This is a genomic window from Limibacterium fermenti, from assembly GCF_041902845.1.
Lineage (GTDB): Bacteria > Bacteroidota > Bacteroidia > Bacteroidales > Dysgonomonadaceae > Limibacterium > Limibacterium fermenti.
Map to the genome: position 1 here is coordinate 1,346,614 of NZ_CP159486.1, position 24,028 is coordinate 1,370,641.

The 24,028-nt window shown below is 46.7% G+C and carries 16 protein-coding genes; 12 read left to right on the forward strand and 4 right to left on the reverse strand.

The features are described from left to right. The first annotated feature begins 6 nt into the window (after window positions 1-6). From ABNK31_RS06245 to ABNK31_RS06280, 8 genes are all read left to right on the forward strand, one after another. The gene (locus ABNK31_RS06245) at window positions 7-2,673 is read left to right on the forward strand and encodes a 4-alpha-glucanotransferase (protein WP_418894819.1); all 2,667 of its coding nucleotides are present in this window, start codon (window positions 7-9) and stop codon (window positions 2,671-2,673) included. A 99-nt stretch (window positions 2,674-2,772) separates the two neighbouring features. Further along, a complete protein-coding gene (locus tag ABNK31_RS06250) occupies window positions 2,773-3,420 on the forward strand; it encodes a carbohydrate-binding family 9-like protein (protein WP_418894820.1) in 648 nt (215 codons plus the stop codon). Window positions 3,421-3,485: 65 nt separating this feature from the next. Then, a complete protein-coding gene (locus tag ABNK31_RS06255) occupies window positions 3,486-4,583 on the forward strand; it encodes a phosphotransferase enzyme family protein (protein WP_418894821.1) in 1,098 nt (365 codons plus the stop codon). 137 nt (window positions 4,584-4,720) lie between these two features. Continuing rightward, the gene (locus ABNK31_RS06260; protein WP_418894822.1) at window positions 4,721-5,308 is read left to right on the forward strand and encodes a YceD family protein; all 588 of its coding nucleotides are present in this window, start codon (window positions 4,721-4,723) and stop codon (window positions 5,306-5,308) included. Between the two features lie 25 nt (window positions 5,309-5,333). Continuing rightward, the gene (gene rpmF, locus ABNK31_RS06265) at window positions 5,334-5,519 is read left to right on the forward strand and encodes a 50S ribosomal protein L32 (RefSeq protein WP_418894823.1); all 186 of its coding nucleotides are present in this window, start codon (window positions 5,334-5,336) and stop codon (window positions 5,517-5,519) included. Between the two features lie 78 nt (window positions 5,520-5,597). Continuing rightward, window positions 5,598-6,605 carry a beta-ketoacyl-ACP synthase III gene (locus ABNK31_RS06270; RefSeq protein WP_418895367.1) on the forward strand — a complete coding sequence of 336 codons (1,008 nt, stop codon included), beginning with the start codon at window positions 5,598-5,600 and terminating at the stop codon, window positions 6,603-6,605. A gap of 4 nt (window positions 6,606-6,609) precedes the next feature. Continuing rightward, a complete protein-coding gene (locus tag ABNK31_RS06275; RefSeq protein ID WP_418894824.1) occupies window positions 6,610-7,848 on the forward strand; it encodes an MFS transporter in 1,239 nt (412 codons plus the stop codon). A gap of 142 nt (window positions 7,849-7,990) precedes the next feature. Continuing rightward, on the forward strand, window positions 7,991-8,488 hold the full coding sequence (locus ABNK31_RS06280; protein ID WP_418894825.1) for a PEGA domain-containing protein: 498 nt from the start codon (window positions 7,991-7,993) through the stop codon (window positions 8,486-8,488). 172 nt (window positions 8,489-8,660) lie between these two features. Here ABNK31_RS06280 and ABNK31_RS06285 read toward each other — a convergent pair whose 3' ends face one another. Then, window positions 8,661-9,701: a bile acid:sodium symporter family protein gene (locus ABNK31_RS06285; RefSeq protein ID WP_418894826.1), complete on the reverse strand. Its 1,041-nt coding sequence runs from the start codon at window positions 9,699-9,701 to the stop codon at window positions 8,661-8,663. A 223-nt stretch (window positions 9,702-9,924) separates the two neighbouring features. Between ABNK31_RS06285 and ABNK31_RS06290 the strand changes: the two genes are divergently transcribed. From ABNK31_RS06290 to carB, 4 genes are all read left to right on the forward strand, one after another. After that, window positions 9,925-12,411, forward strand: a complete 2,487-nt coding sequence (locus ABNK31_RS06290) for a TonB-dependent receptor (RefSeq protein ID WP_418894827.1) — start codon at window positions 9,925-9,927, stop codon at window positions 12,409-12,411. Window positions 12,412-12,415: 4 nt separating this feature from the next. Continuing rightward, complete coding sequence (locus tag ABNK31_RS06295; RefSeq protein WP_418894828.1) at window positions 12,416-13,549, forward strand: DUF4249 domain-containing protein; 1,134 nt, start codon at window positions 12,416-12,418, stop codon at window positions 13,547-13,549. Between the two features lie 782 nt (window positions 13,550-14,331). Next, window positions 14,332-15,402 (forward strand): glutamine-hydrolyzing carbamoyl-phosphate synthase small subunit, encoded by a 1,071-nt coding sequence (gene carA / locus ABNK31_RS06300; RefSeq protein ID WP_418894829.1) that lies wholly within the window; start codon window positions 14,332-14,334, stop codon window positions 15,400-15,402. Window positions 15,403-15,442: 40 nt separating this feature from the next. Continuing rightward, window positions 15,443-18,682 carry a carbamoyl-phosphate synthase (glutamine-hydrolyzing) large subunit gene (gene carB, locus ABNK31_RS06305; protein WP_418894830.1) on the forward strand — a complete coding sequence of 1,080 codons (3,240 nt, stop codon included), beginning with the start codon at window positions 15,443-15,445 and terminating at the stop codon, window positions 18,680-18,682. Between the two features lie 90 nt (window positions 18,683-18,772). Here the strand turns inward: carB and ABNK31_RS06310 are convergent, their stop codons facing one another. From ABNK31_RS06310 to ABNK31_RS06320, 3 genes are read right to left on the reverse strand one after another with little or no spacing between them, the layout of a single operon-like run. Beyond that, window positions 18,773-19,588, reverse strand: a complete 816-nt coding sequence (locus tag ABNK31_RS06310) for a hypothetical protein (protein WP_418894831.1) — start codon at window positions 19,586-19,588, stop codon at window positions 18,773-18,775. Window positions 19,589-19,595: 7 nt separating this feature from the next. Continuing rightward, complete coding sequence (locus ABNK31_RS06315) at window positions 19,596-20,915, reverse strand: TolC family protein (protein WP_418894832.1); 1,320 nt, start codon at window positions 20,913-20,915, stop codon at window positions 19,596-19,598. Next, window positions 20,912-24,028: an efflux RND transporter permease subunit gene (locus ABNK31_RS06320; RefSeq protein ID WP_418894833.1), complete on the reverse strand. Its 3,117-nt coding sequence runs from the start codon at window positions 24,026-24,028 to the stop codon at window positions 20,912-20,914. Before ABNK31_RS06320 ends, ABNK31_RS06315 begins: the two co-directional genes overlap by 4 nt.

A 24,028-nucleotide genomic window follows, 5' to 3' on the forward strand; every position in this document is an offset into this window, starting at 1 on the left:
GATTAAATGATTTTTCTTACTTTTCAACTGAGTTATCATACGTTGTGGGGGCAGCAAGTATGTGTATGCGGTTCGACACCCGAACTGGGAAGTTTTGATGAAAGCAAAGCTCTCGTTTTAAATAATGACGGCGATTTGTGGAATATTCAGCTCTCTGTTCATCATGTCGGGAACATCGATTATTATTATTTTATAAAGGAAGGGGGGCATACAATACGCCGTGAATGGGGCGAAAACCGCCGATTATTTGTCGAGAATAATAAGACCTTTTATTTGCAAGACTTATGGAAGACGGAGCCGTATCATCGTTATTTGTATTCTTCCGTTTTTACGGAAAGCGTTTTCGCTCACACTAAAAAGACGTTTTCCGGAGAATATTATTCTCAAAGCATTTTGTTAAATGTCATTTGTCCGTATGTTCGCAAAGATCAAAAGCTCGTCATTAGCGGAGACAATGAAAAAATCGGAAACTGGAATTTAGAGAAAGCGCTTCCTTTGGATTGTGTCCGCAACGGGGAGTGGCAGATTGTGTTGGATGCCGCCTTTTTTTCTGGGGATGTTCATTATAAATTCGTTATTGTCGATGCCGGGTCGCTTAAGGCGATCCATTGGGAAGACGGAGGAAATAGAACATTATATGTCGATAAAGTCCGGCGCGTAAATTGTGTGTTGGTTGAAATGGGATTGGTCTTCCATTATCATTCTTTTGCTTATAAAGGGACGGGTACGGCAATCCCGGTGTTTTCGCTTCGTTCGGAAGATAGTTTCGGTATCGGCGATTTCCTCGATTTGCGAAAAATGATTGATTGGGCGGTACTGACCCGTCAACAGCTCATACAGGTATTGCCGCTCAACGATACGACAACGACGCATACCTGGAAAGATTCTTATCCGTATAGCGCCATTTCGATTTATGCCTTAAACCCGATGTATTTGGGATACGGAACGTTGCCGTTGAACGATAAGAAGAAACAGAATGCCTATATAAACCGGGCAAAGGAGCTGAATAAACTGCCTCAACTGGATTATGAAAAGGTATTGAGACTCAAAACGGATTACGGTAAGGATTTGTTTGCTCAAAACGGGAACGAGGTGTTGGCTTCGGATGAATACCGGACTTTCTATCGTCAGAATGAATCGTGGTTGTTCCCTTATGCTTGTTATTGCTATTTGCGCGACAGCCTGGGTACGGCCGAGTTCTCCCAATGGGGCGAGTTTTCGGTTTTTCGCTACGATCAGTTGGAGCATCTGCTGAAAACAAATCCGGAAGCGAAACAAGTCGCCGATTATTATTGTTTCCTGCAGTTCCTTCTGCATCAACAATTGTATGAAACGAAAGAATATGCCCATCAAAAAGGGGTTGTTCTGAAAGGGGATATTCCTATCGGGATCAATCGTAGCAGTATCGATGCATGGACGACTCCTTATCTGTTTAATATGAATACGCAAACGGGCGCCCCCCCCGACGATTTCTCTATTTACGGACAAAACTGGAGTTTTCCGACCTATAATTGGCACGCCATGGCGCAGGAGGATTTTACCTGGTGGAAGAATCGCTTCAAAAAGATGGCCGATTATTTTGATGCGTATCGTATCGATCATATCTTGGGCTTTTTCCGTATTTGGGAAATACCGTTGGATGCCGTACAGGGACTGTTAGGCCACTTTAGTCCGGCGTTACCTTACAGCGTTCATGAGATAAACGGGGCGGGGATGTTTTTCGATGAAGAACGGCTGCTGCGACCCTTTATTCATGAACATTTTCTCTATGATTTCTTCGGCCCGGATGCCGGACAGGTTATGCAAACGTATCTGGATGTTTCCGGATGGCAGCGCTTCCGGTTGAAATCTTTTTGTAACACGCAGCAAAAAATACGACACCTTTTCGAAGGCGAAATCGATCTGGAAAAACTTCGTATTCGGGACGTATTATATGCTTTGTGTACGGAGGTGTTGTTTGTGCGTGATCCGTATCAACCGGATCGTTTTCATCCGCGGATAGCCGCTCAATATACGCATTCATACCGCTATCTGGATGATGCCGCGAAGAACGCATTTAATCGGCTGTATGATGCCTTTTTCTACCATCGGCATAATGCTTTTTGGCGCGAACAGGCTATAAGGAAACTGCCTCAGCTTGTTTCTTCGACATCGATGCTGCCCTGCGGGGAAGATTTAGGTATGGTTCCGGCATGTGTCCCGGCTGTCATGGACGAACTGCAAATATTAAGTCTTGAAATACAACGAATGCCCAAAGATCCGAATAGGCTTTTTGCCGATCTGTCTTCGTTGCCCTACCTTTCCGTATGTACAACCTCCACCCATGATATGTCGCCTGTACGGGCATGGTGGCGGGAGGATCGGGATATCACGCAGCAATTTTATAATGAGGTGCTGCATCACGAGGGGGAAGCGCCTCCGGATTGTTCCCCGGAATTATGCCGGGAAATCCTGGAGTTGCATTTGCAGGCTTCATCCATGTGGGTTATACTGCCATGGCAAGATTGGATGTCTATCGATGGCCGGCTTTCGTCTTCCGATCCTGAAGGCGACCGGATCAATATTCCGGCCAATCCGGAACATTACTGGCGTTATCGTATGCATCTTTCTTTAGATGCGTTGTTGCAAGAGACGGATTTTAATGATACGGTAAGGCGATTGGCGGAAAGGTAAATCCGTCTAACGGATGTATTCCGTTTGACGGATAATATTTATTTTTATTTGTTCGATTGCCTGAAAAAAGATACCTTTGGGACAAATATTTTAGAGGGAATGAAAATTTTACAAGTGCCTTTTTTGAGCATCCCTTTGGAAGCGGAAATGCTTAATAAGATGAAGATACTTCATGAAGCGGGTTCGGAGGCTTTCATCAATCAAGTAAACTGGAAAACCGATTTTCCGGATAAAATGCCTGTTTCGGTTCGCGCGGCGCATGACGGCGACCGTCTTTACTTGCATTATTCGGTATCGGGAGAAGCTGTCCGAGCCGTTACGACCGAAGATTTCGGGGCGGTGTGGAAAGACAGTTGTGTCGAGTTTTTTATGCAACGTGAAGGAGATACGATCTATCGGAACTTCGAGTGTAATGTCCTCGGCGCCCTGTTAGCCGCAAAGCGCATCAATCGGGAGTCTGCCGAAAAACTGACGGAGGATGCGGCTTCGATTGTTCGATTGACCACTATCCGGCCTTATTATCAAAACGGCCGGCAAGTCACGGACTGGTCATTATGGTTGGAGATTCCCAAAAAGGCAATGGGGTTCGACACGCATGAAACGTTATCGGGACAAAAAATCCGGGCGAACTTTTATAAATGTGGCGATGAAACGCCGCTGCCCCACTATTTGAGTTGGAGTCCGATCGATACCCCGTCACCCGATTTTCATGTTCCTCAATTTTTCGGATTATTACAATTAGATTGATCAATAATAAACAAAATCAGATCATTCGGAAAATTCAAAATAGTTTCTTAAAACAAGTATATAATATGGAAGACTTCAATAAACGCAAAGAAATCGTTTTTCAATTTCTCGATCGAGACGATAGGGTGGAAATAAAGCCCTTGGGCGCCGGTCATATCAACGACTCTTTTAAAGTGAAAACTTCGGATAACGAATATGTGTTGCAACGCATCAATCATTCCATTTTTAAGAATGTGGCGCAGTTGCAGGATAATATCCGGAGAGTCACGGCTCATATCCGTACGAAGCTCGAAGAACGCGGTACAAAAGATATCGATCGAAAAGTCCTGACGCTTGTCCCTCGTAAAGACGGAGCTCTTTTTTATCAGGATGCCAGGGGAAATTACTGGCGTATGATGTATTTCATCAAAGACAGTAAGAGTTATGACGATATTAATCCGGAGCTGGCTTACCGGGCAGGACTGGCTTTCGGTGATTTTCAGAAGATGCTGGCCGACCTTCCGGGAGGACCTCTTTTTGAAACGATTCCGGACTTTCACAATATGGAAGCGCGACTCAAAACTTTTCGGGAATCGGTGAACAACAATAAGGCAGGCCGTTTGTCGGAGGTCAACACCCTGGTAAAAGAAATCGAAGACAGGGCCGAAGAAATGTGCAAAGCGGAGAGGCTACATCGCGAAGGAAAACTGCCTAAACGCGTCAATCACTGCGATACCAAAGTCAATAATATTCTTTTCGATGAAAACGATCAGGTCTTATGCGTCGTGGATTTGGATACCGTCATGCCCGGATACGTCCTTTCGGATTTCGGCGATTTTATTCGTACAGGAGCCAATACGGGTGCGGAGGATGCTAAAGATCTCGACACTGTTTCTGTGGATATGGATATTTTCGAAGCCTATGCCAAAGGCTATTTGCAAAATGCCGCCTCGTTTCTTACCGAAACCGAAGTGAAGAATCTTGCTTTCGGAGCGAAGTTGTTAACATATATGCAGGCGGTACGTTTTTTTAGCGATTATTTGGATGGCGACACCTATTATAAAATAGACTATCCGGAGCATAATCTGGTGCGTACGAAAGCTCAATTTAAGCTTTTGACGAGTTTGGAAGAAAATTTCGAAAAAATGCAGGAGGTAATCAATCGATTGATGAAGATCGATTGAGATTGATGAAGATTGAAACGGCACCTCGGGAGGTTCGCAGGTGCGAGAGTTAGACAAGAAGATAAAAAATACATAAAATGCAACCGGGTGTAAAGAAAAAATACTATCTTTGCACCGCTTTATTTTGAGGATACAACGTGGCTAAATTCAGCTTATATAATATTTCCTTAAAAAACCTCTCAGAAGGGGTTCATCCCTACGAGTATGATTTAGATAGGAAATTTTTCGATGCGATCGATAGCGAGGAAGTTCGTAAGGGGAATGTACATGTGACGCTTGCGGTAAAAAAAGTTTCCTCTGCTTATGAGTTCGATTTTGAGTTAAAAGGAAATGTACAAGTTCCTTGTGCTCGTTGTTTGGACGAGATGGACTTGGAGGTTTACTCAAAGAACCATTTGATCGTTAAACTGGGCAAAGAGTATTTGGAGGAAAGTGATGAAATAATCATTATTCCCGAAGAGGAAGGAGCAATCAATATTGCATGGTTCCTTTATGAATTTATCGCTTTGGCGATTCCTATAAAGCCGGTGCACCCTAAAGGGGAGTGCAATCGGACCATGTCTTCCAAACTCAAAAAACATCGCGCCGTAAGTCGTGACGATGATGACAGCGAAGATACGGACGAGATAGAGGATGATATGGATGATGATGTAGAAGATGCGTCGGATGTTCAAACACCCGATCCCCGATGGGAGGCCTTAAAAGGACTCAACTTAGAAGAATAAAAACAATAATAAAAAGTAATATAAAATGGCACATCCAAAACGCAGACAGTCTTCAGCAAGACAAGGAAAAAGAAGAACTCACGACAAAGCGAAAGTTCCTACGTTAGCAATTTGTCCCGCAACCGGCGAGTATCATGTATATCATCGTGCTCATTGGCATGAAGGGAAGTTATACTACAAAGGCAAAGTGGTTATCGATAGCGAAGAATAGGATTTAATAACGTAAGAAATAGAATGCCCTGAAAGAAGAATGATTTTTTCAGGGCGTTTTTTTATAGAAATTATGAGGATAAACAACCTAAACGCCGTCATTACAGGGATCGCTGCCGGTGTGCCGGATTATGTTCTTACCAACGAAGAGTTATCGCGTATGGTCGATACCAGTGATGAGTGGATCACGACTCGTGTCGGCATTAAGGAGCGCCGCATATTGAAAGGCGAGGCGCAGGGAGTCTCGGTTTTGGGAAGCCGGGCTGTGGCCGATTTGTTGAGGAAAATGCGTACGCAGCCTCAAGACGTGGATGCGGTTATTTTCGCCACAAGCACCCCCGATCATCTCTTTCCTTCGTCCGCCTCTATTGTGGCGGAAGAAAACGGTATTAAGAATGCTTTCTGTTTTGATATGGAAGTGGCTTGTTCGGGCTTTGTATATGGCCTGGAAATTTGCAACGGATTGATCAAGACCGGCAAGTATAATAAGATTATACTACTTGGGGGAGATAAAATGTCTTCCATAACCAATTATAAAGACCGTACCACTTGTCCGCTGTTTGGCGACGGGGTGGGGGCCGTCATGATCGAGCCTACCGCCGAAGAAACAGGAATTATGGACGTGATATTGCATTCCGACGGGGTAGGGTATGAACCGTTGCAAATGAAGGCCGGCGGCAGTAAATATCCGGCATCGCATGAAACCGTCGACAACGCCGGGCATACCGTACATCAAGATGGAAAAGTGGTCTATAAATATGCCGTGTCGCGTATGGCCGACGTAGCGGGCGATATTATGGAGCGGAATAATCTCACGGCCGGCGATGTTGACTGGCTTGTTCCTCATCAGGCTAATTTACGGATTATTAATGCCGCCGTTACCCGTTCCGGCATTCCGCCCGAAAAGGTGATGGTCAACATCGAGCGCTATGGCAATACGAGTGCCGGTACGATCCCCATCTGTTTATGGGAATGGGAAGATCAATTACGCAAAGGCGATACGATTATATTGGTTGCCTTCGGAGCCGGATTCAGTTGGGGAGCCGTTTACCTGAAATGGGGATACGACGGCAACACGATCAGATAAAAAAATGACAGATACAAATTGGATAAAGAAAATTACCTGGTTTTTAGCAAGCCAGACGATTTCTTTATTCGGTACATCGCTGGTGCAATATGCCATTATGTGGCATATTACGTTGAAAACCCAGTCGGGAATCATGATGACGATTGCCATTCTGTGTGGTTTTCTGCCCATCTTTTTTCTGTCGCCCTTTGCCGGTGTTTGGGCCGATCGTTACGATAGGAAGAAGTTGATTATTGCCGCCGACTCGTTCATCGCCTTGGCAACGTTGGTGCTCGTTGTTTTTTTTCATTTAGGTTATGGCTCTTTGTGGATGCTCTTTGCCGTATCCGCGATAAGGGCGTTCGGTTCCGCCGTTCAAACACCTGCGGTCAATTCGTTTATTCCTCAGTTGGTACCTGTCGATAAACTAACGAAAGTCAATGCGACCAATACCAGCATACAATCGATGGTGAACCTTTTATCGCCCATGATTAGCGGAGCTTTGCTTTCGCTTATCAGCATAGAATATATTTTTCTGATAGACGTCATTACGGCAGCCATCGGTATTTTCATCCTTGCATTTTTCCTGCATACGCCGCCGCATGCCAAAGCGATGAAGAAATCGGAGAATAGCTATTTAGCCGACATGCAAGCCGGGTTAACCTATATCCGGACGCATCTTTTTCTGAAAAAGTATTTTATTTATTTAGCCGTCTTTTTTGTGTTAATGGCGCCCGCCGCTTTCCTGACGCCTCTACAGGTGGCGCGGAGTTTTGGCGATGATGTATGGCGATTGACGGTATTGGAGGTCGTTTTTTCGATCGGGATGATTTTAGGCGGCGCCTTAATGGCTTTCTGGGGCGGATTTAAAAACCGGGTTCACACCATGGGTATGGCATCTCTCTTTATGGGCTGTTTTACTGTCGCATTGGGCATTGTTCCCGACTTCTGGGTCTATATCTTTTTTATGGGGTTGTTCGGTTGTGTGATGCCGTTATTCAATACTCCGGGAATGGTCCTTTTGCAAGAAACGGTGGAGCCGGATTTTATGGGGCGCGTATTTAGCGTGATGGGGATGATATCGAGTATCATGCTTCCTCTCGGAATGATCGGGTTCGGACCTTTGGCCGATGTGGTAAAGATTGAATGGCTTTTACTTTTTACGGGTATCCTAATTATGGGCGTCACGTATTTCTTTATTTCTGATAAAGTCCTTGTGCGGGCAGGTATCCCTTTAACTCCCAAGTCCCCGCAACAAGAATAAACAAAATCAGCTCATTCGGAAAATTCAAAACCGTTTCTACGCCGGAGTAATTTTTTTATTTCCTGTTTCGAAAAAGATTATTTAGCTTTGCAACTTGTTTTGTATTCTTCATGAATTTATGGATAAATTAAAATTAAACACAATGCAAAAGAGTTTGAAATTGAAGTTCTTTAGTGTATTAATGTCCGGTGCCGTATTATTTGCCAGTTGTTCCAGTTCCACATTAATAGAGACCAATCCGGTCGGAGCAAAGTTGTATCTTGACGGCGAACCGGTGGGCACGACTCCTTACACCCACAGTGATACTAAAATAGTGGGTAGTTCCACCAATATCCGGTTGGAAAAAGCGGGATATGAGCCGTTGAATGTCGCGATGTCTAGAAATGAACAGGTGGATGTCGGCGCTATTATCGGCGGACTTTTTGTGTGGGTGCCTTTCTTATGGATTATGAAGTACAAACCGGTACATCGATACGAAATGGTTCCTTTGTCCGGAAATGCTTCTTATCAACAAGAAAGGGCGATCACGTTAACGGGTTCGAAAGCGGATAAGCTGAAAGAACTGAAAGAATTGTTGGATCAGAATATTCTGACTAAGGAAGAATTTGAAACCGAAAAAGCTAAAGTGTTGGCTGAATAATCTCCTCCAGTAAAGTGATAAGTTCACGAATCGATTGAATAAGACAAGGGTTCCGCCGCATGGGATCCTTGTCTTATTGCATACTTTGCACAGGTGCCGGTTTTTCTTTGCACGCAATGGGGACGGTTCCTGAAACGGTCTTTCTCATTTTATATACGTGGTTTGCGGATGATTATTCTTTTTGTCGGGTAGCGAGGTGTTCTTGTCGGATGCTCTCTTCCTTTTTTAATTTGCGGCGCGCAATAGCGGTGACGATCATCAATTGGAACGCATGATAAAACATGATGGGAAGCAAAATAACGCCGACACCGGCAAATCCCGAAAAAATGACTTTCGACATGGCGGTGCCGTGTACCAGCGACTTTTTAGAGCCGCAGAACTGTGCGGTAACCGTATCGGCATAATTGAACTTCAGGAGTTTGGTCATGAACGAAACAAATGTGTATACGATGAAAAATAAGGCAATCATCCCTATGCCGGTAAATAGTAAGGTCGAAGCCGGAAGCCCATCGAATATCCGTTCGTGAAACGATTCGCAAAAGGACGTATAGATAATCAGCAGGATCACGGTCTGATCGAACAGCCGGAGTTGCTTATTATGCCGCTCGGCGAACTTACCCCACTTCCGGTTCAGGAACATGCCCAGTGCTACGGGCAGCAAAATTTGAAGCGAGAGTTTAACAATGATAGACGTCAGCTCGTTGGGTTCCATACCGCTCGATCCGGATAATACCAGACCCATCCAAAGGGGCGTGAGAAAGACGCCCATAAGGCTCGAAATGCTGGCATTGAAAATGGCTGCCGGGATGTTGCCCTGGGCAAGCGAAACCATCACTACCGACGAGGAAACCGTTGAAGGGAGCGCTGCCAGATAAAAAATGCCGAGCCACAGGAGTTCATTTTCATCGCCCGTAAAGAAGGGTTTCACCGCTAAAACCACCAAAGGAAAAATAATAAAGGTGGTTACATGAATTAAAATGTGCAGCCACGGGTTGGATAACCCGACCCGGAATTTCTCTTTGCTCAATTTTAATCCGTAAAAGAAAAAGATGACCGAAATGGCGTAATTTGCGATGGACGATAGCGAGTAAGGACCGGTTCCCGATCCGATTTCGGGTTTTAACCAAGCCGCGAATACGGCTAAAATCAGGAGAGAAAGAAAACGGTCTATTCCTATTCTCGATAACGCATCGTTAAAGCGTGAAAAATTCATATTGTTCTTTTAATCTGCTTGCTGTAAAAGCGACCCAAAGGTAAGGCAATTCTAAAACGAGGGCAAGAAAAGGGCTGGATTTTAAAGATTTTTGACGGTTTCACTCTTTCTGCCGGCGCTGCGGGTCGGCAAGCAAAAGAAAAACAAACCAAGGAAAAAGTGTTTTTTATCCGTTTTGCTTGCAGGGATTTTACGGATGCGGCATCTATGGAAGAAAAGACATATGAACAAGCTAATTATTTTAAGTGCGGTATGTTTGTTGTTTTCCGTTACGCCTCGGGCCGTTGCGCAACGTTATACCGTCAGCGGGTACGTCACCGACCGCGCAAACGGCGAGACCTTGCTGTCGGCTGCGGTTTTCGATGCCGTTTCGTCGCAAGGCAGCGTCACAAACAATTACGGATACTATTCGCTGACCCTTCCTGCCGGGGAGGTGTCGCTCGAATATTCGTATGTCGGCTATCGGGCCGAAAAACATACCTTCTCGCTCCGGAGCGACACGGTACTGAATATTCGTCTCGAACTCGATAATGAGTTGCAGGAAATCACCGTCGTCGGCAACCGTTCCGAAACGGGAGTCCGCGGCTCGCAAATGAGCGCCGTGGAAGTGCCGATCACGCAAATCAAAAATATCCCCACGCTCTTCGGCGAGAACGACCTCATCAAGGCCTTGCAACTGCTGCCGGGCGTGCAATCGGGCACCGAGGGGTCGGCCGGTATGTATGTCCGCGGCGGCGGTCCCGACGAAAACCTGCTCTTGCTCGACGGAGTGCCGTTATATAATGTAAACCACATGCTTGGCTTCTTTTCGGTGTTCAATAGCGATGCGTTGAAGAATGTAACGCTATACAAGGGCAGCTTTCCGGCGCGTTTCGGCGGAAGGCTCTCTTCCATCGTAGATGTGCGCATGAAAGACGGTGACGACAAAAAAATTCGCGGCACGGCAAGCATCGGGCTTATTGCGTCGAAAATCCAGTTGGAAGGCCCCATCATCAAAGAAAAAACCACCTTCAATATATCCGCCCGCCGTACTTATATCGATGTGCTCGCGCAGCCGGCGCTATGGTTGCTGTCGAGTGAGGAAGATACGAAAGTTAGCGGTGCGGGCTATTTCTTTTACGATGTGAATGCAAAGTTTACGCATAAGATTTCGGAACGCGATAAGTTATACCTGAGTACTTATTTGGGTGATGATGTCATCTATCTGAAGGCCAAAACCAGAGATTCGTATACCGCTTATTCCGGCGATTCGTCCGATCCGTACGCAAATCAGGGTATAGAGGAGTCGAAACAATATATGAAGGTCGATTGGGATTGGGGCAATGCGATTGCCGCCCTTCGATGGAATCATATCGTGAACAATAAGCTGTTTATGAATGCGACCGCTTCGTTTACGCGTTACCGCTCGTCGTTGGGATTATCGCAGGAAGAAGTCGTGAAAAATGATGCTAAGCCCGATGCCGGTCAGAAGAACGAATCGGGGCTGAAGTATAATTCGGGTATCCGCGACTGGACATTGAAAGCCGATTTCGATTATACGCCCAATACCCACCACGATGTTAAGTTCGGAGCGGCATACACCTATCACACGTTTACGCCGGATGTCACTGCCGTAAAGATAAAAGATGATGAATTTGTAGACGAAAATATCGATACGGTAGTGGGAAGCCCTCGGGTATATGCCCACGAAACGGCTGCCTATGCCGAGGATAATGTGTCGTTGGGACGCCGGTTGAAGGCTAATCTCGGTTTGCATTTCTCCTCGTTTCATGTGCAAAAACGACATTACTACTCGTTGCAGCCGAGAGTAGGGATGCGCGTGCTGCTCAATGATAACCTGTCGGTAAAAGCCGGATATGCGTATATGAACCAGTATATTCACATGCTGTCGAATAACACCGTCAGTTTTCCCACGGATTTATGGGTGCCGGCAACCGATAAAATCCGCCCCATGCGTTCGCATCAGTATTCGGCCGGTGTGTTCTATGCATTGAAAAACATCGCCGACTTTTCGGTCGAAGGCTATTACAAGACGATGGAAAATCTGCTCGAATACAAAGACGGAGCCTCGTTTATGGGGGCTTCGACCAATTGGGAAGAAAAGGTGAGCATGGGGCGCGGCATTGCTTACGGCGTGGAGCTGTTGGCCCAGCGCTCGTTTGGGAACACCACGGGTTGGATCGGCTATACGTGGTCGAAAGCCGACCGTATTTTCGATCAGCCGGGCAATATGCTCAACAACGGGCGCCGCTTTCCGGCCAAGTACGATCGCCGGCACGATATCAACGTGACCGCCATGCACAAGTTCTCCGACAAAATCGACGTGTCGGCTTCATGGGTGTTCAGCACGGGAAATGCCGCCACCTTCGGCTTTCACGAATATGCCGCCGCCGATTCGCCCAGCTACGATTATTCCGGGTACGCTTCAAACAAACACACGTACATCGAGGGCCGCAACAACTTCCGCTATAATAGTTATCACCGCCTCGACTTGGGCGTTAACTTTCATAAAAAGACCCGCCGCGGCCACTTGCGTACATGGAACATCAGCATCTATAATGTGTATAATCAAATGAATCCGTTTTACGTGTACGTGTCGAGCGAGTATGTTTTCGATCCGAAGACGCAACAGTATCGCGATAAAAATGTGTTGAAACAAGCCACGCTATTCCCCATTATACCTTCCGTTAGTTATACGATTAAATTTTAAGAAAATGAAACGAACTGTCATTGCTTTCGTATTTTTATTGACCGCCTTGTGTTGGATATCGTGCGAAAAAGATATCGAATTTAAAGGCGAAATCACCGATCCTTTTTTGGTGATGAACGGATTTTTGAGCTCCGACTCGGCTGTGTCGGTACATCTGTCGCAAAGCCGTTTTGTGTTGAACGGATATTATTCCGATACGCTGGCAGCGGTCGAGAATGCAACGGTCAGCCTGTACGTGAATGAGGTGTTGAAAGAGAAACTCGCGCACGTTTCGCAGGGCATATATCGCGGTTCCTATCTTCCCCGTCCGCTCGACCGCATACGCGTGGAAGCCGAAGCGGCCGGTTTCGATGCGATTCTGGCGGAGACGCTCATTCCCAAAGGCCCCGATGTCACCACCGTCGATTCGGTCATCACGATTACGGAGTCGGAAAAATTCACACCGTATTATGCGTATGGCGGTGAGGAAGGGATGGAGTATGAAACAACCTCTTGGAATGCCAAACTGCAATTAAAATTATCCGATCGGGGCGGTGAAGAGAATTATTATTTTATTAAAGTAAAGAAAAACACCTGTTACCAAGACGGAACGCGTTATTCGTGGCCGGTAAATATCGATTATGAAGAATTGTTGAAAAATAACCCGTCGGGCAATGCCGATTTTCTCGAGGAACTTATATTTGACGGCGATTCGGGGTGGGGCGATAACGTATTTAATGATCTTTTCATCGACGGAAAATCGCTTCTCTTCGATTTCGAATTCTCCGGCGCCATCGAGATGAGAAAATACAAAGACGGAAAACCCGTGGAGGAAGAAGAAACCGACGAAGAGGTCACGGAGGAGTATCAGGTGATCATAGCGGAAGTGTCGAAAGATTTCTATCGATATGTGGTATCGGCGAATAAGGCCGATAATGCCGACGGGAATATACTGGTAGAGCCGGTGCAGATTTATAATAATGTGGAAAACGGCATCGGCATCCTGGCGGGATACCGTTCCCATACGGTTTCGTTACGGTATATGAGAAAGCCGAACATCTATGATGATAACGGCCAGTATGCTTATCCTCCGACTGCTTCTCGTCATTCAACAAGAACGAATACACGCCCGGCAAAGACAAATATGCGTTCCCGCTGACTAATACAGGCTCGACAAGGACTAAAACGCGTCTCCGGCGGCTTCGTATCGGTCTCCGCGTACTTCGAATGATCTCCGGCGACTTTGTATCGGTCTCCGCAGACTTCGAACGCTCTCCGGCGACTTTGTATCGGTCTCCGCAGACTTCGAACGCTCTCCGGCGACTTTGTATCGGTCTCCGCAGACTTCGAACGCTCTCCGGCGACTTTGTATCGGTCTCCGCGTACTTCGAATGATCTCCGGCGACTTTGTATCGGTCTCCGCAGACTTCGAACGCTCTCCGGCGGCTTTGCATCGGTCTCCGCAGACTTCGAACGCTCTCCGGCGACTTTGCATCGGTCTCCGCAGACTTCGAACGATCCCCGGTGACTTTGTATCGGTCTCCGCAGACTTCGAATGACCCTCCGGCGACTTCGCATCGGTCTCCGCGTACTTCGAATGATCTCCGGCGGCTTTGCATCGGTCTCCGCAGACTTCGAATGACCCTCCGGCGACTTTGTATCGGTCTCCGCGCACTTCGAATGATCTCCGGCGACTTTGTATCGGTCTCCGCAGACTTCGAATGACCCTCCGGCGACTTTGCATCGGTCTCCTCACATTTCGAACGACCTCCCTCCCTGAAGCCGCAAAAAAGAATCGTTCCCCTCAACTTAAATCCATGTCTTGTAAAAGTTTCTCTTCTACGAAAAAACTTTTCGACAACTCTTTCAAAACCCGGATTTTTTTCTACCTTTGTGTTCTAATATCAGACAATATCAACTCAATATAACTAAATACGCACTATGTATACTGACAAAGCGGTGCGGTTGGTCCTCGAAAACGGCATGGTTTTTCAAGGACGATCGTTTGGCGCCGAAAAGATGACATCGGGAGAAGTGGTTTTTAATACGGCAATGGTCGGCTATCCCGAAAATTTAACAGACCCGTCTTACGAAGGACAAATCCTCACTCTTACGTATCCCATCATCGGAAATTACGGTGTTCCTGCAAACAATCAGGTCGACGGAATTTCCGATTTTTTTGAGTCGGAGCGCATTCATGTGAACGGGCTCATCGTTCAGGAGTATTCCCGCGAATACTCGCACTGGAATGCCGTCAAAAGTCTCGATGAATGGCTCCGGGAAGAGAATGTCCCCGGAATATACGGTATCGATACGCGTATGCTCACCAAGGTGCTTCGCGAAAAGGGCTCGATGTTGGGCAAAATTGTCTATGACGATGCGGACGATATTCCGTATTACGATCCGGAGAGCGAAAATTTGGTCGATAAAGTATCTTGCAAGCAAATAATCGAATATAAGCAGGGTGAGAAGAAGGTCGTGTTGGTCGATTGCGGTGTGAAACATAATATTATCCGCCAATTGTTGTCGAAAAATCTGCATCTGATCCGCGTGCCGTGGGATTACGACTTTAGCGGCATCGATTACGACGGGTTGTTTATTACGAACGGCCCCGGCAGTCCCGACTATTGCGGTGCCACCGTCGAGCACCTCCGGAAGGCGATGGCGGGCGACAAGCCGATCTTCGGTATCTGCATGGGCAACCAGTTGCTGGCTAAAGCGGCCGGAGCCAAGGTGTACAAACTCAAGTACGGTCATCGCGGCGCGAACCAACCCGTGCGCAAGGCCGGTACCAATACCTGTTATGTGACTTCGCAGAATCATGGTTACGCGGTCGACGATAAAACGCTCGACGGTGACTGGCTTCCTTATTTTGTGAATATGAACGACGCAACCAACGAAGGTATCCGCCATCTATCGAAGCCGTTTTTTTCGGTACAGTTCCATCCGGAAGCGGCCGCCGGGCCTACCGACACGGAGTTTTTCTTTGATGATTTTGTAAAACTGCTCTGAAAAACATTAGACATTAGACATTTAGACATTAGACACAGAAATGAAGAAAGATATAAAAAAAGCGCTCATCCTCGGATCGGGCGCATTGAAGATAGGCGAAGCCGGCGAGTTTGATTATTCCGGTTCGCAGGCATTGAAAGCTTTGCGCGAGGAGGGTGTGGAAACCATTCTGATTAACCCGAATATCGCGACGGTGCAGACATCGGAAGAATCGGCCGACAAAATTTACTTCTTGCCCGTCACGCCTTATTTCGTGGAGAAGGTCATTGCCAAGGAACGTCCCGAAGGCATCCTGTTGGCTTTCGGAGGACAGACGGCGCTCAACTGTGGGGTCCGGTTGCACACTTCGGGAGTACTCGAAAAATATGGCGTGCAGGTGCTTGGTACGCCCGTGCAGGCGATTATGGATACGGAAGACCGCGAACTCTTCGTGAAAAAGCTCGATGAAATAGGGGTGAAAACGATCAGGAGCATGGCGGTCGAAACGCTCGATGATGCCCTGAAAGCGGCCGAAGGATTGAGGTACCCCATCATCGTGCGGGCGGCTTATGCGCTCGGCGGGATGGGATCGGGATTCTGCGATAATCCGGCCGAACTGAAAGTGCTCGCCGAAAAAGCGTTTGCTTATTCGCCTCAGTTGCTGATCGAAAAATCGTTGAAGGGCTGGAAAGAAATCGAATATGAAGTCGTACGTGACGCCTACGACAATTGCATTACGGTGTGTAATATGGAAAACTTCGATCCGCTCGGAATCCATACCGGCGAGAGTATTGTGGTGGCTCCTTCGCAAACATTGACGAATTCCGAGTTTCACAAGCTGCGCCGCCTGTCCATCGCTATCGTCCGGCATATCGGTATTGTAGGGGAATGTAATGTGCAGTTTGCCTTCGATCCCGAATCGGAAGATTACCGTGTAATCGAAGTCAACGCGCGCTTGAGCCGTTCGTCGGCATTAGCTTCGAAAGCTACCGGCTATCCGCTTGCATTTGTCGCCGCCAAGCTCGGATTGGGATACGGGTTGTTCGATCTCAAAAACTCCGTAACCAAGTCCACGAGCGCTTTCTTCGAACCGGCTCTCGACTACATTGTCGTAAAGATTCCCCGCTGGGATCTGGGCAAATTCACCGGCGTATCGAAAGAGATCGGTTCGAGTATGAAATCGGTGGGCGAAATCATGGCGATCGGGCGTACGTTTGAAGAAACCATCCAAAAAGGCTTGCGAATGGTAGGGTTAGGCATGCATGGTTTTGTGGAAAACAAAGAGTTGCAGATCGAAAATATCGATAAAGCGTTGCGCGAGCCCACCGATCAGCGGATATTTGTCGTCAGCAAGGCTTTCCGCAAGGGATATACCGTCGATCAGATTCATGAGTTGACGAAAATCGACAAATGGTTCCTCGAAAAACTCTATAATATCATCGAGACGGCCGAGGCGCTTGAAAAACAGGCTCCCGGATCACTCGATTTTGAAAGCGGGTCGAATCCCGGCTTCGATGAACTGTTGAAAACGGCGAAACAGCAAGGCTTTTCCGATTTCCAAATCGCACGAGCTTTATGGAAGGAGGATGCTGACGAAAACAACCAGGCCGCCGTTCGCGCTTACCGTAAAAAACGGGGTATCGTCCCCGCCGTGAAGCAGATCGACACGCTTGCAGCCGAATATCCGGCGCAGACAAATTACTTGTATCTCACCTATAATGGAGTCGAGAACGATGTCCATTACTTGGGTGACCACCGCTCGGTGATTGTACTCGGATCGGGCGCCTATCGCATCGGTTCGTCGGTCGAATTCGACTGGTGCTCGGTGAATGCTCTGAAAACGGTGCGCAAGGAAGGATACCGGTCGGTGATGATCAACTATAATCCCGAAACGGTTTCGACCGATTATGATATGTGCGACCGTCTTTATTTTGACGAGCTGACGTTTGAGCGGGTGATGGATATTATCGAACTCGAAAATCCGCATGGTATCGTCTTGTCGGTGGGAGGGCAAATTCCCAATAACTTAGCGGTGCGTCTCGACAATGCCCGCGTGAACATTCTCGGCACATCGGCCAAAAGCATCGATAATGCCGAAGACCGCCATCAGTTTTCGAGTATGCTCGACCGTCTGCATATCGATCAGCCTCGTTGGATGGAGTTGACCTCGCTTCAGGAGGTGCACGGTTTTGTCGATAAGGTGGGGTATCCGGTATTGGTGCGCCCGTCGTATGTATTGTCGGGAGCGGCCATGAACGTATGTTCGAACGACGAAGAGTTGAAAAATTTCCTTCAACTGGCGGCCGAAGTATCGCAAAAACATCCGGTTGTGGTGAGTGAGTTTATCGAGAATGCGAAAGAAATCGAGTTTGATGCGGTAGCCGATAAAGGCGAAATCGTGACGTATGCCATTTCGGAACACGTCGAGTTTGCCGGCGTGCACTCAGGCGATGCGACCATCCAGTTCCCGCCTCAGCGATTATATGTCGAAACCGCTCGGAAAATAAAAAAGGTGTCGCGTGAGATTGCTTGTGCATTGAATATTTCCGGACCGTTTAATATCCAGTTTTTGGCGAAGGACAATAAGATACGGGTGATAGAATGCAACCTGCGTGCGTCGCGGTCGTTCCCCTTTGTGTCGAAAGTCCTGAAGATTAATTTTATTGAGCTGGCCACGAAAGTGATGCTCGGACTGAAGGTGGAAAAACCCCACAAAAGCGCTTTCGATTTGGACTATGTAGGAATCAAAGCCTCGCAATTCTCTTTCTCGCGCTTGCAGAAGGCCGACCCCGTGTTAGGCGTCGATATGTCGTCGACGGGCGAAGTGGGATGTCTGGGCGACAACTTTTATGAAGCGTTGCTCACGGCCATGTTGGCGGTAGGATATACCATTCCGAAGAAAAATGTATTGTTCTCGACGGGGCCTGCCCGTTCGAAAGTCGAACTGCTGGAGTCTGCGAGGCTGTTGCATGAAAAAGGATATAACTTATTTGCGACCGGCGGTTCCCAAAAGTTCCTCGAAGAAAACGGCGTGCCGGCTACATTAGTGTATTGGCCGAATGAAGATAAAAGTCCGAATACCATCGAGCTGATTCAGAACAAACAGATCGATTTGGTGGTGAATATTCCCAAAAACCTTTCGCCCGGGGAATTGCGCAACGGCTATTACATCCGGCGGACATCCATCGACTTTAATGTCCCCTTGATTACCAATTCGCGTTTGGCAAGCGCTTTCATCAATGCTTTTTGCAACGTCGATATCGATCAGATCGAAATCAAGGCTTGGAACGAGTACGAATAAAATTACCGGTGATTCTTCCCGTCAAACCGCCCCTGGAGCGGTTAGACGGGAAAGGAACCCCGGCTCATTGAAAAGAGATTCCCGTTATCTCTATTTCCGAATGATTTTCAACAGATTTTTCACCTTCCGTTTGAGGGAGGAAAGGCGAATTGAAAATTCACGGTAAAAAAACATCAGAGATACGGTCCAGATATCATCAGTTTTCGATACTTCCGCGTATGCAGATCCTACAATAGCGTATTTATCTGCCGGTAAACTCAGGCGATACATATTTTTCATCGATTCTCTTAGGGAGTATTCCCCAAAATGAATACGATTATTGTCGATCAGGCAAAAATCATAATCCGATGAGCGCCGTATTACTAATACGTTACTCAGGCTGTAATCCTTATGATACACACCTTTTAAATGAAGGTGATAAGTAAAATGACCGAATGCCCTGAAGAGAGTTTCTGTTTCGGGTATGGGCAATGCCCTAAAATCCGAAACCGACGGATAATTGACGTACAAACAGATAAAGAAACTTTTCTGCAACATCTTATGCCGATAACAATCGATATAAGCGATCGGTGCTGGAGTGCTTATACCTCTGGCGGTTAATTCTAACGCATGGTTATAAGCTCTTTCAGCCTTTGATTTTCGGACGGTCGCATAAATGATTTTATTGGCCAGGGTGATATGCTTATACGCTTTAATCGTTAAGCGAACGCCCATTATTTCCATTACACTGACATCGTTCCGTTTGGAATAAATAATTTTACCCGGCAATGAGGCATTCCCCGGTAAAGCCATTACGAAGTCCGTTAATTGTTTGAAAAACGGATTGGTTACCATTTCTATATCCAGTTTTTTCCCATCATATTCTTTCTGGAAACAGACCTTTTCGTGGGATAAGCTTTCTTTCATTGCTTTTTTACGGTTGTCCCGTCACTTGCTTATATTTTGACTGTTTTATACGGTAATTGGCGAGCGCTTCGGTATGTTGGTCGCGTGCCTGCTGTAAAGAGCTTTGGGCATCTAAAAGATCGGTAAGGACACCTGTTCCGGCCTTATAATAATCCGAGTTCAACCGGACGTTTTCGACCGCCGAATCGATGGCTTTCTCCGACAACCGTACTTGGGCCAAGGCTTCGTTCACTTCGTTCCATAATTGTTGCATCTGTATCAACAATAACTCCTCGGTGTCCTGTTTTTCGCTCTCGGCTATTTTCACCTGCATCTTTTGTTTCTTTATTGCATGTGAGCCACCCCACCAATTGGTAATAGGGATCGAAATGGTCACAAAGCCCATTCCGAAATTATCTTCCATGCCCATGGGCGAGTTTTTATCGATGTTCATATAATTCCACCCCGCGCCTATGGCAACGGTAGGAAGATTTTTGCCTGTTTCCATTTTTACCTGTAACTTATTCGCTTCAATATTCTTATCCAACAACCGGTATTCCGCCCGTTGTTGTAAAGCCGACTCGTGGTCTGCTTTTACAGGGAGCATCGGTTCTTCAGCCATTAAAGATGGATCCTCGACATCGAAATTATCGGAAGTAACGCCGATATATTGCGCCAATACCATTTTCGCAAGTTTCAATCCGTTCGATAATTTCAATTTGTTACTCTCCAATTCATTCTGTTTAAGTTCTACTTTCAGCAATTCATTTTTATTGACCAAGCCTGCTTGGTAAGAATTATTCACATCCTGATAAGCCTGCTGGAGCAATGATTCGGCTTCCGCGATCGTTTTCATCTTTTCTTTCAGCGTTACGATTTGCCAATAATATTGTTCTACGGTGAGCAACAACGCATCTTCACTCATCGATTTTTGCAATTCAGCCACTTCCACTCCTACTTTTGCCAATTTATTACCGTTAACGATTTGTCCTCCGGCAAAAACAGGTTGGGTAGCGCTGACTACTCCTATCATTCCTTTTTTCAACATGTTCAATTCGAATGGCGGCATCTCGGGATTACCCATCAGCGCGCCTATCGGTATTTCGCCTGCCATCATCGGCTTGGTTGCCTTGAATCCTACTCCCATTGCGCTCACCGACGGAAAGTATTTGGTGAAAGCTTCTTTTTTCGATTGACGGGCAACCTCTAATGCCAGTTCGCTCTTTTGAGCTTTTGTATTATTCTGTAACGCTAATTCCTTGCATGTTTGCAATGTATATGTTTCTTGGGCATATATCCCGATAGTCATGAGGGATGCCATGCACATTGCCATTATTTTTCGTATCATATTCTGTCTGCTATTACTTTAACTTTTCTATCCGATTTTTTGTACAATAACCAATAGGCTACGGGTAATACCGTTACGACAAATATCATGGAGATTAATGTGCCGAAAAAGATAACCGTTCCCAACGGCGCCCACATCAGGTCGCCGCTCAATACCATAGGCAATACGCCCATAGAGGCGGCGGCAGAGGTGAGGAATATCGGGCGCATACGTCGCTTTCCTGCCTCAAAAGCGGCTTTTCCTACGGGCAATTTGTATTTTTGCCGGAGTTCGTCGGTGTAATCAAACATGATAATACCGTTCCGTACCACGATTCCCGCAAGGCTCACCAATCCCAACATGGCTGTTACGCTGAAGTCGATACCCATGACCCATACCCCGAAAGCGGCTCCGAAAACGGTAAGCGCCATCGATGAGAAAACCAGAAGCGCCAATTTAAGCCTCTTGAAATGGAATACGAGTATCAGGAATATGATGAATACGGCAATGACCATTGCGTTGATCATATCCGGGATAATCTCGTTGTTCAGTTCTGTTTCGCCCCCGTACTCGACATTTACCCCTTTGGGTAATGCCGGAATAACTTCCGAATCGACATGCTGTCGGACTTTTTTGATGACTTCGGTTGCATTCACATTCCATTTCAGATCGGCCAGGACGCTAATGGTCAGCATGCCGTTACGGCGGACGATTTGCCCTTCCGTCCAGTCGGGTTTTACGGTTCCGACCTGGCGCAACGGTACGATCGAGCCCGGTATAACGCCCGATACATCCACATTCTCAATGCTATTGAAGCCTTCGTTATCTTTGTCGGATTTCAATACGACCGAAAGCGGATAGTCGCCCTCCCACATGGTACTGACAGACATGCCTCCGTAATTGGACGACAAATTCAGTGATGCCAATGCTTTATTGACACCTAAGCGGCCTGCTTCAACCGGATCCAGTACAATCTCGGCTCCCGGAAGCATATCATCGAAATCCGTCCGTACGCGCAGGCATTCATCCAATGTGTTGAGGTAGGAAATCATCTTTTCCGATTGGGTTTTCAATTCCTGTAAGTTTTCTCCCGAAAAACGGATCTCTACAGGCGCCGCCACGGCTTGAAAATCCAATTGTTTAAACCGGATGTACGCTTCGGGAAAATAAAACGCGTATTGATCGGTATATTCCGTCAGTATTTCTTCCGTAGCTTTTGCCGATGTCGTATTGACAATGAACTGTGCATAAGCGGGCGATGGCATGTTAGGCGCATACACCAGATGGAACCGAGGCGAGCTTGCTCCTACAAAGGCTGTTACGGATTCCACCCGCGGGTCGCGGCGCAAAAGATGTTCCATACTGTCGCTTACCGCACCGGTGGCGCCGAGGGGGCTTCCTTGCGGAAGGTACATTTCTACGGCAAACTGATTCCGTTCTACTACCGGCATCATTCTTTGCGGGAGGGTTGCGAACAAATACAATCCTACTCCCACCGAAATAACCGCTATGCCGATGGTTGCCTTGGGATGTTTGAACACTCCGGTCAATAATTTATCATATCCGCCTTGCAAATAATCCAGTATTGTTTTCCTTTCCGGTTTTCCTTGCAACGCCCGTTCCCGCTTAGTGGCCAACAATCCCTTTCTTATAAATACATATTGTATGAACGGAATAACGAATATGGCAACCAATAACGATATGGATAAGGTAATGGTTACGGTCCATGGGAAATATTCCAAAAAGTCGTAAGTCGTTCCCGTCATCGTGATAAGAAAAGGGAAAAAAGTGATGCTGATTGCCAGGGTCGCCGAAAAAATAGACTTCAGATATTCTTTCGCGCTAACGATTGCCGCATGCCATCGCGACATGCCATGATCCAACTTATCCAGATAATTATCGACAATTACCACCGAATTGTCCACAATCATTCCGAGTACCACGATCAGGGCGGCCAGGGTAACCATATTCAACGGAATACCCACTGCATATAATATTGCTATTGAAATAAATATGGTAATCGGAATGGACGTGGCCGCGACTGCCGCAACGCGCAAAGGCAGCAACAGCATGATGACCAATACCACGGCAATAACAGCCATCAGTAATTCCTGCAAAAACGAGCTGATTGAGTTGCCTACGATTTCCGGTTGGTCGGCAATGCGGTGCATTTGTACGCTTTCGGGTAATTCTTCCTCGAAATTTTTCAAGACCTTATCTACTTCCTTACCGAAAGAAACGATATTCGCGCTCTTCTGCACTTCCAACGATAACAGTACGCACTTTTTCCCGTTGTGAGTAATATAACTCTCCGGATCGGGATACTCGCGTACTACCCGTCCGATATCCTTGACACGAATGACATTTCCCTGCGGATCGGAATAGATGATCTGTTCCTCTATCTCTTTTTCGGAGGAAAGCGGATCGGCGATATGGATCGGCACGTGCATTTGATCGTTGTCTATTTTGCCGCTTGTTGTGGTAACCCCTTGGGTAAGCAAATTCAGCAGGAGTGTTTTGGAGCCGATGCCGTAAGCGCTTAATTTATCATTATCCAGATAGATGGATATTTGTTCCTTTTGCGAGCCGTGCCGATTTACATTCGCTACGGAAGGTACCTGGCGGAGGCGGCTTTCAAGGACATCCACGTAGCCGTCCATTTCGCGATAAGTCTTATCTTCCGATTCCATTGCGAGGAGGATGGCGGCGACGTCGCCGAAATTATCATTCGCAATCAAGGCCAGGACGCCACTGGGAAGTTGTGATTTAAAAACCGACAAAGAATGTTTTATCTTCGACCATACGATATCTTTGTCCTTAACATTATCCGCCAGCTCCACATAAAAGTAAACGATGCCGTCTTTCGTATGCGAATACGTTTTTTTACGATTTACTTCGGGAAAGGTAAGCAAATATTTTTCGAGCGGTTTAGTCAGTTGTTGTTCTACAACCGACGAGTTTGCCCCGGGATAAACACCTACCACTACTCCTTGCCGGATGGTAAACGTAGGGTATTCTTGTTTGGGCATCACTGCCAATGCATAAATACCGGCAACAACCAGAATTCCTATCACTAACAGCATTATTTGGTTATGACGCATAACCGAACCGATACTTCCTGAATTCTTTCTCAT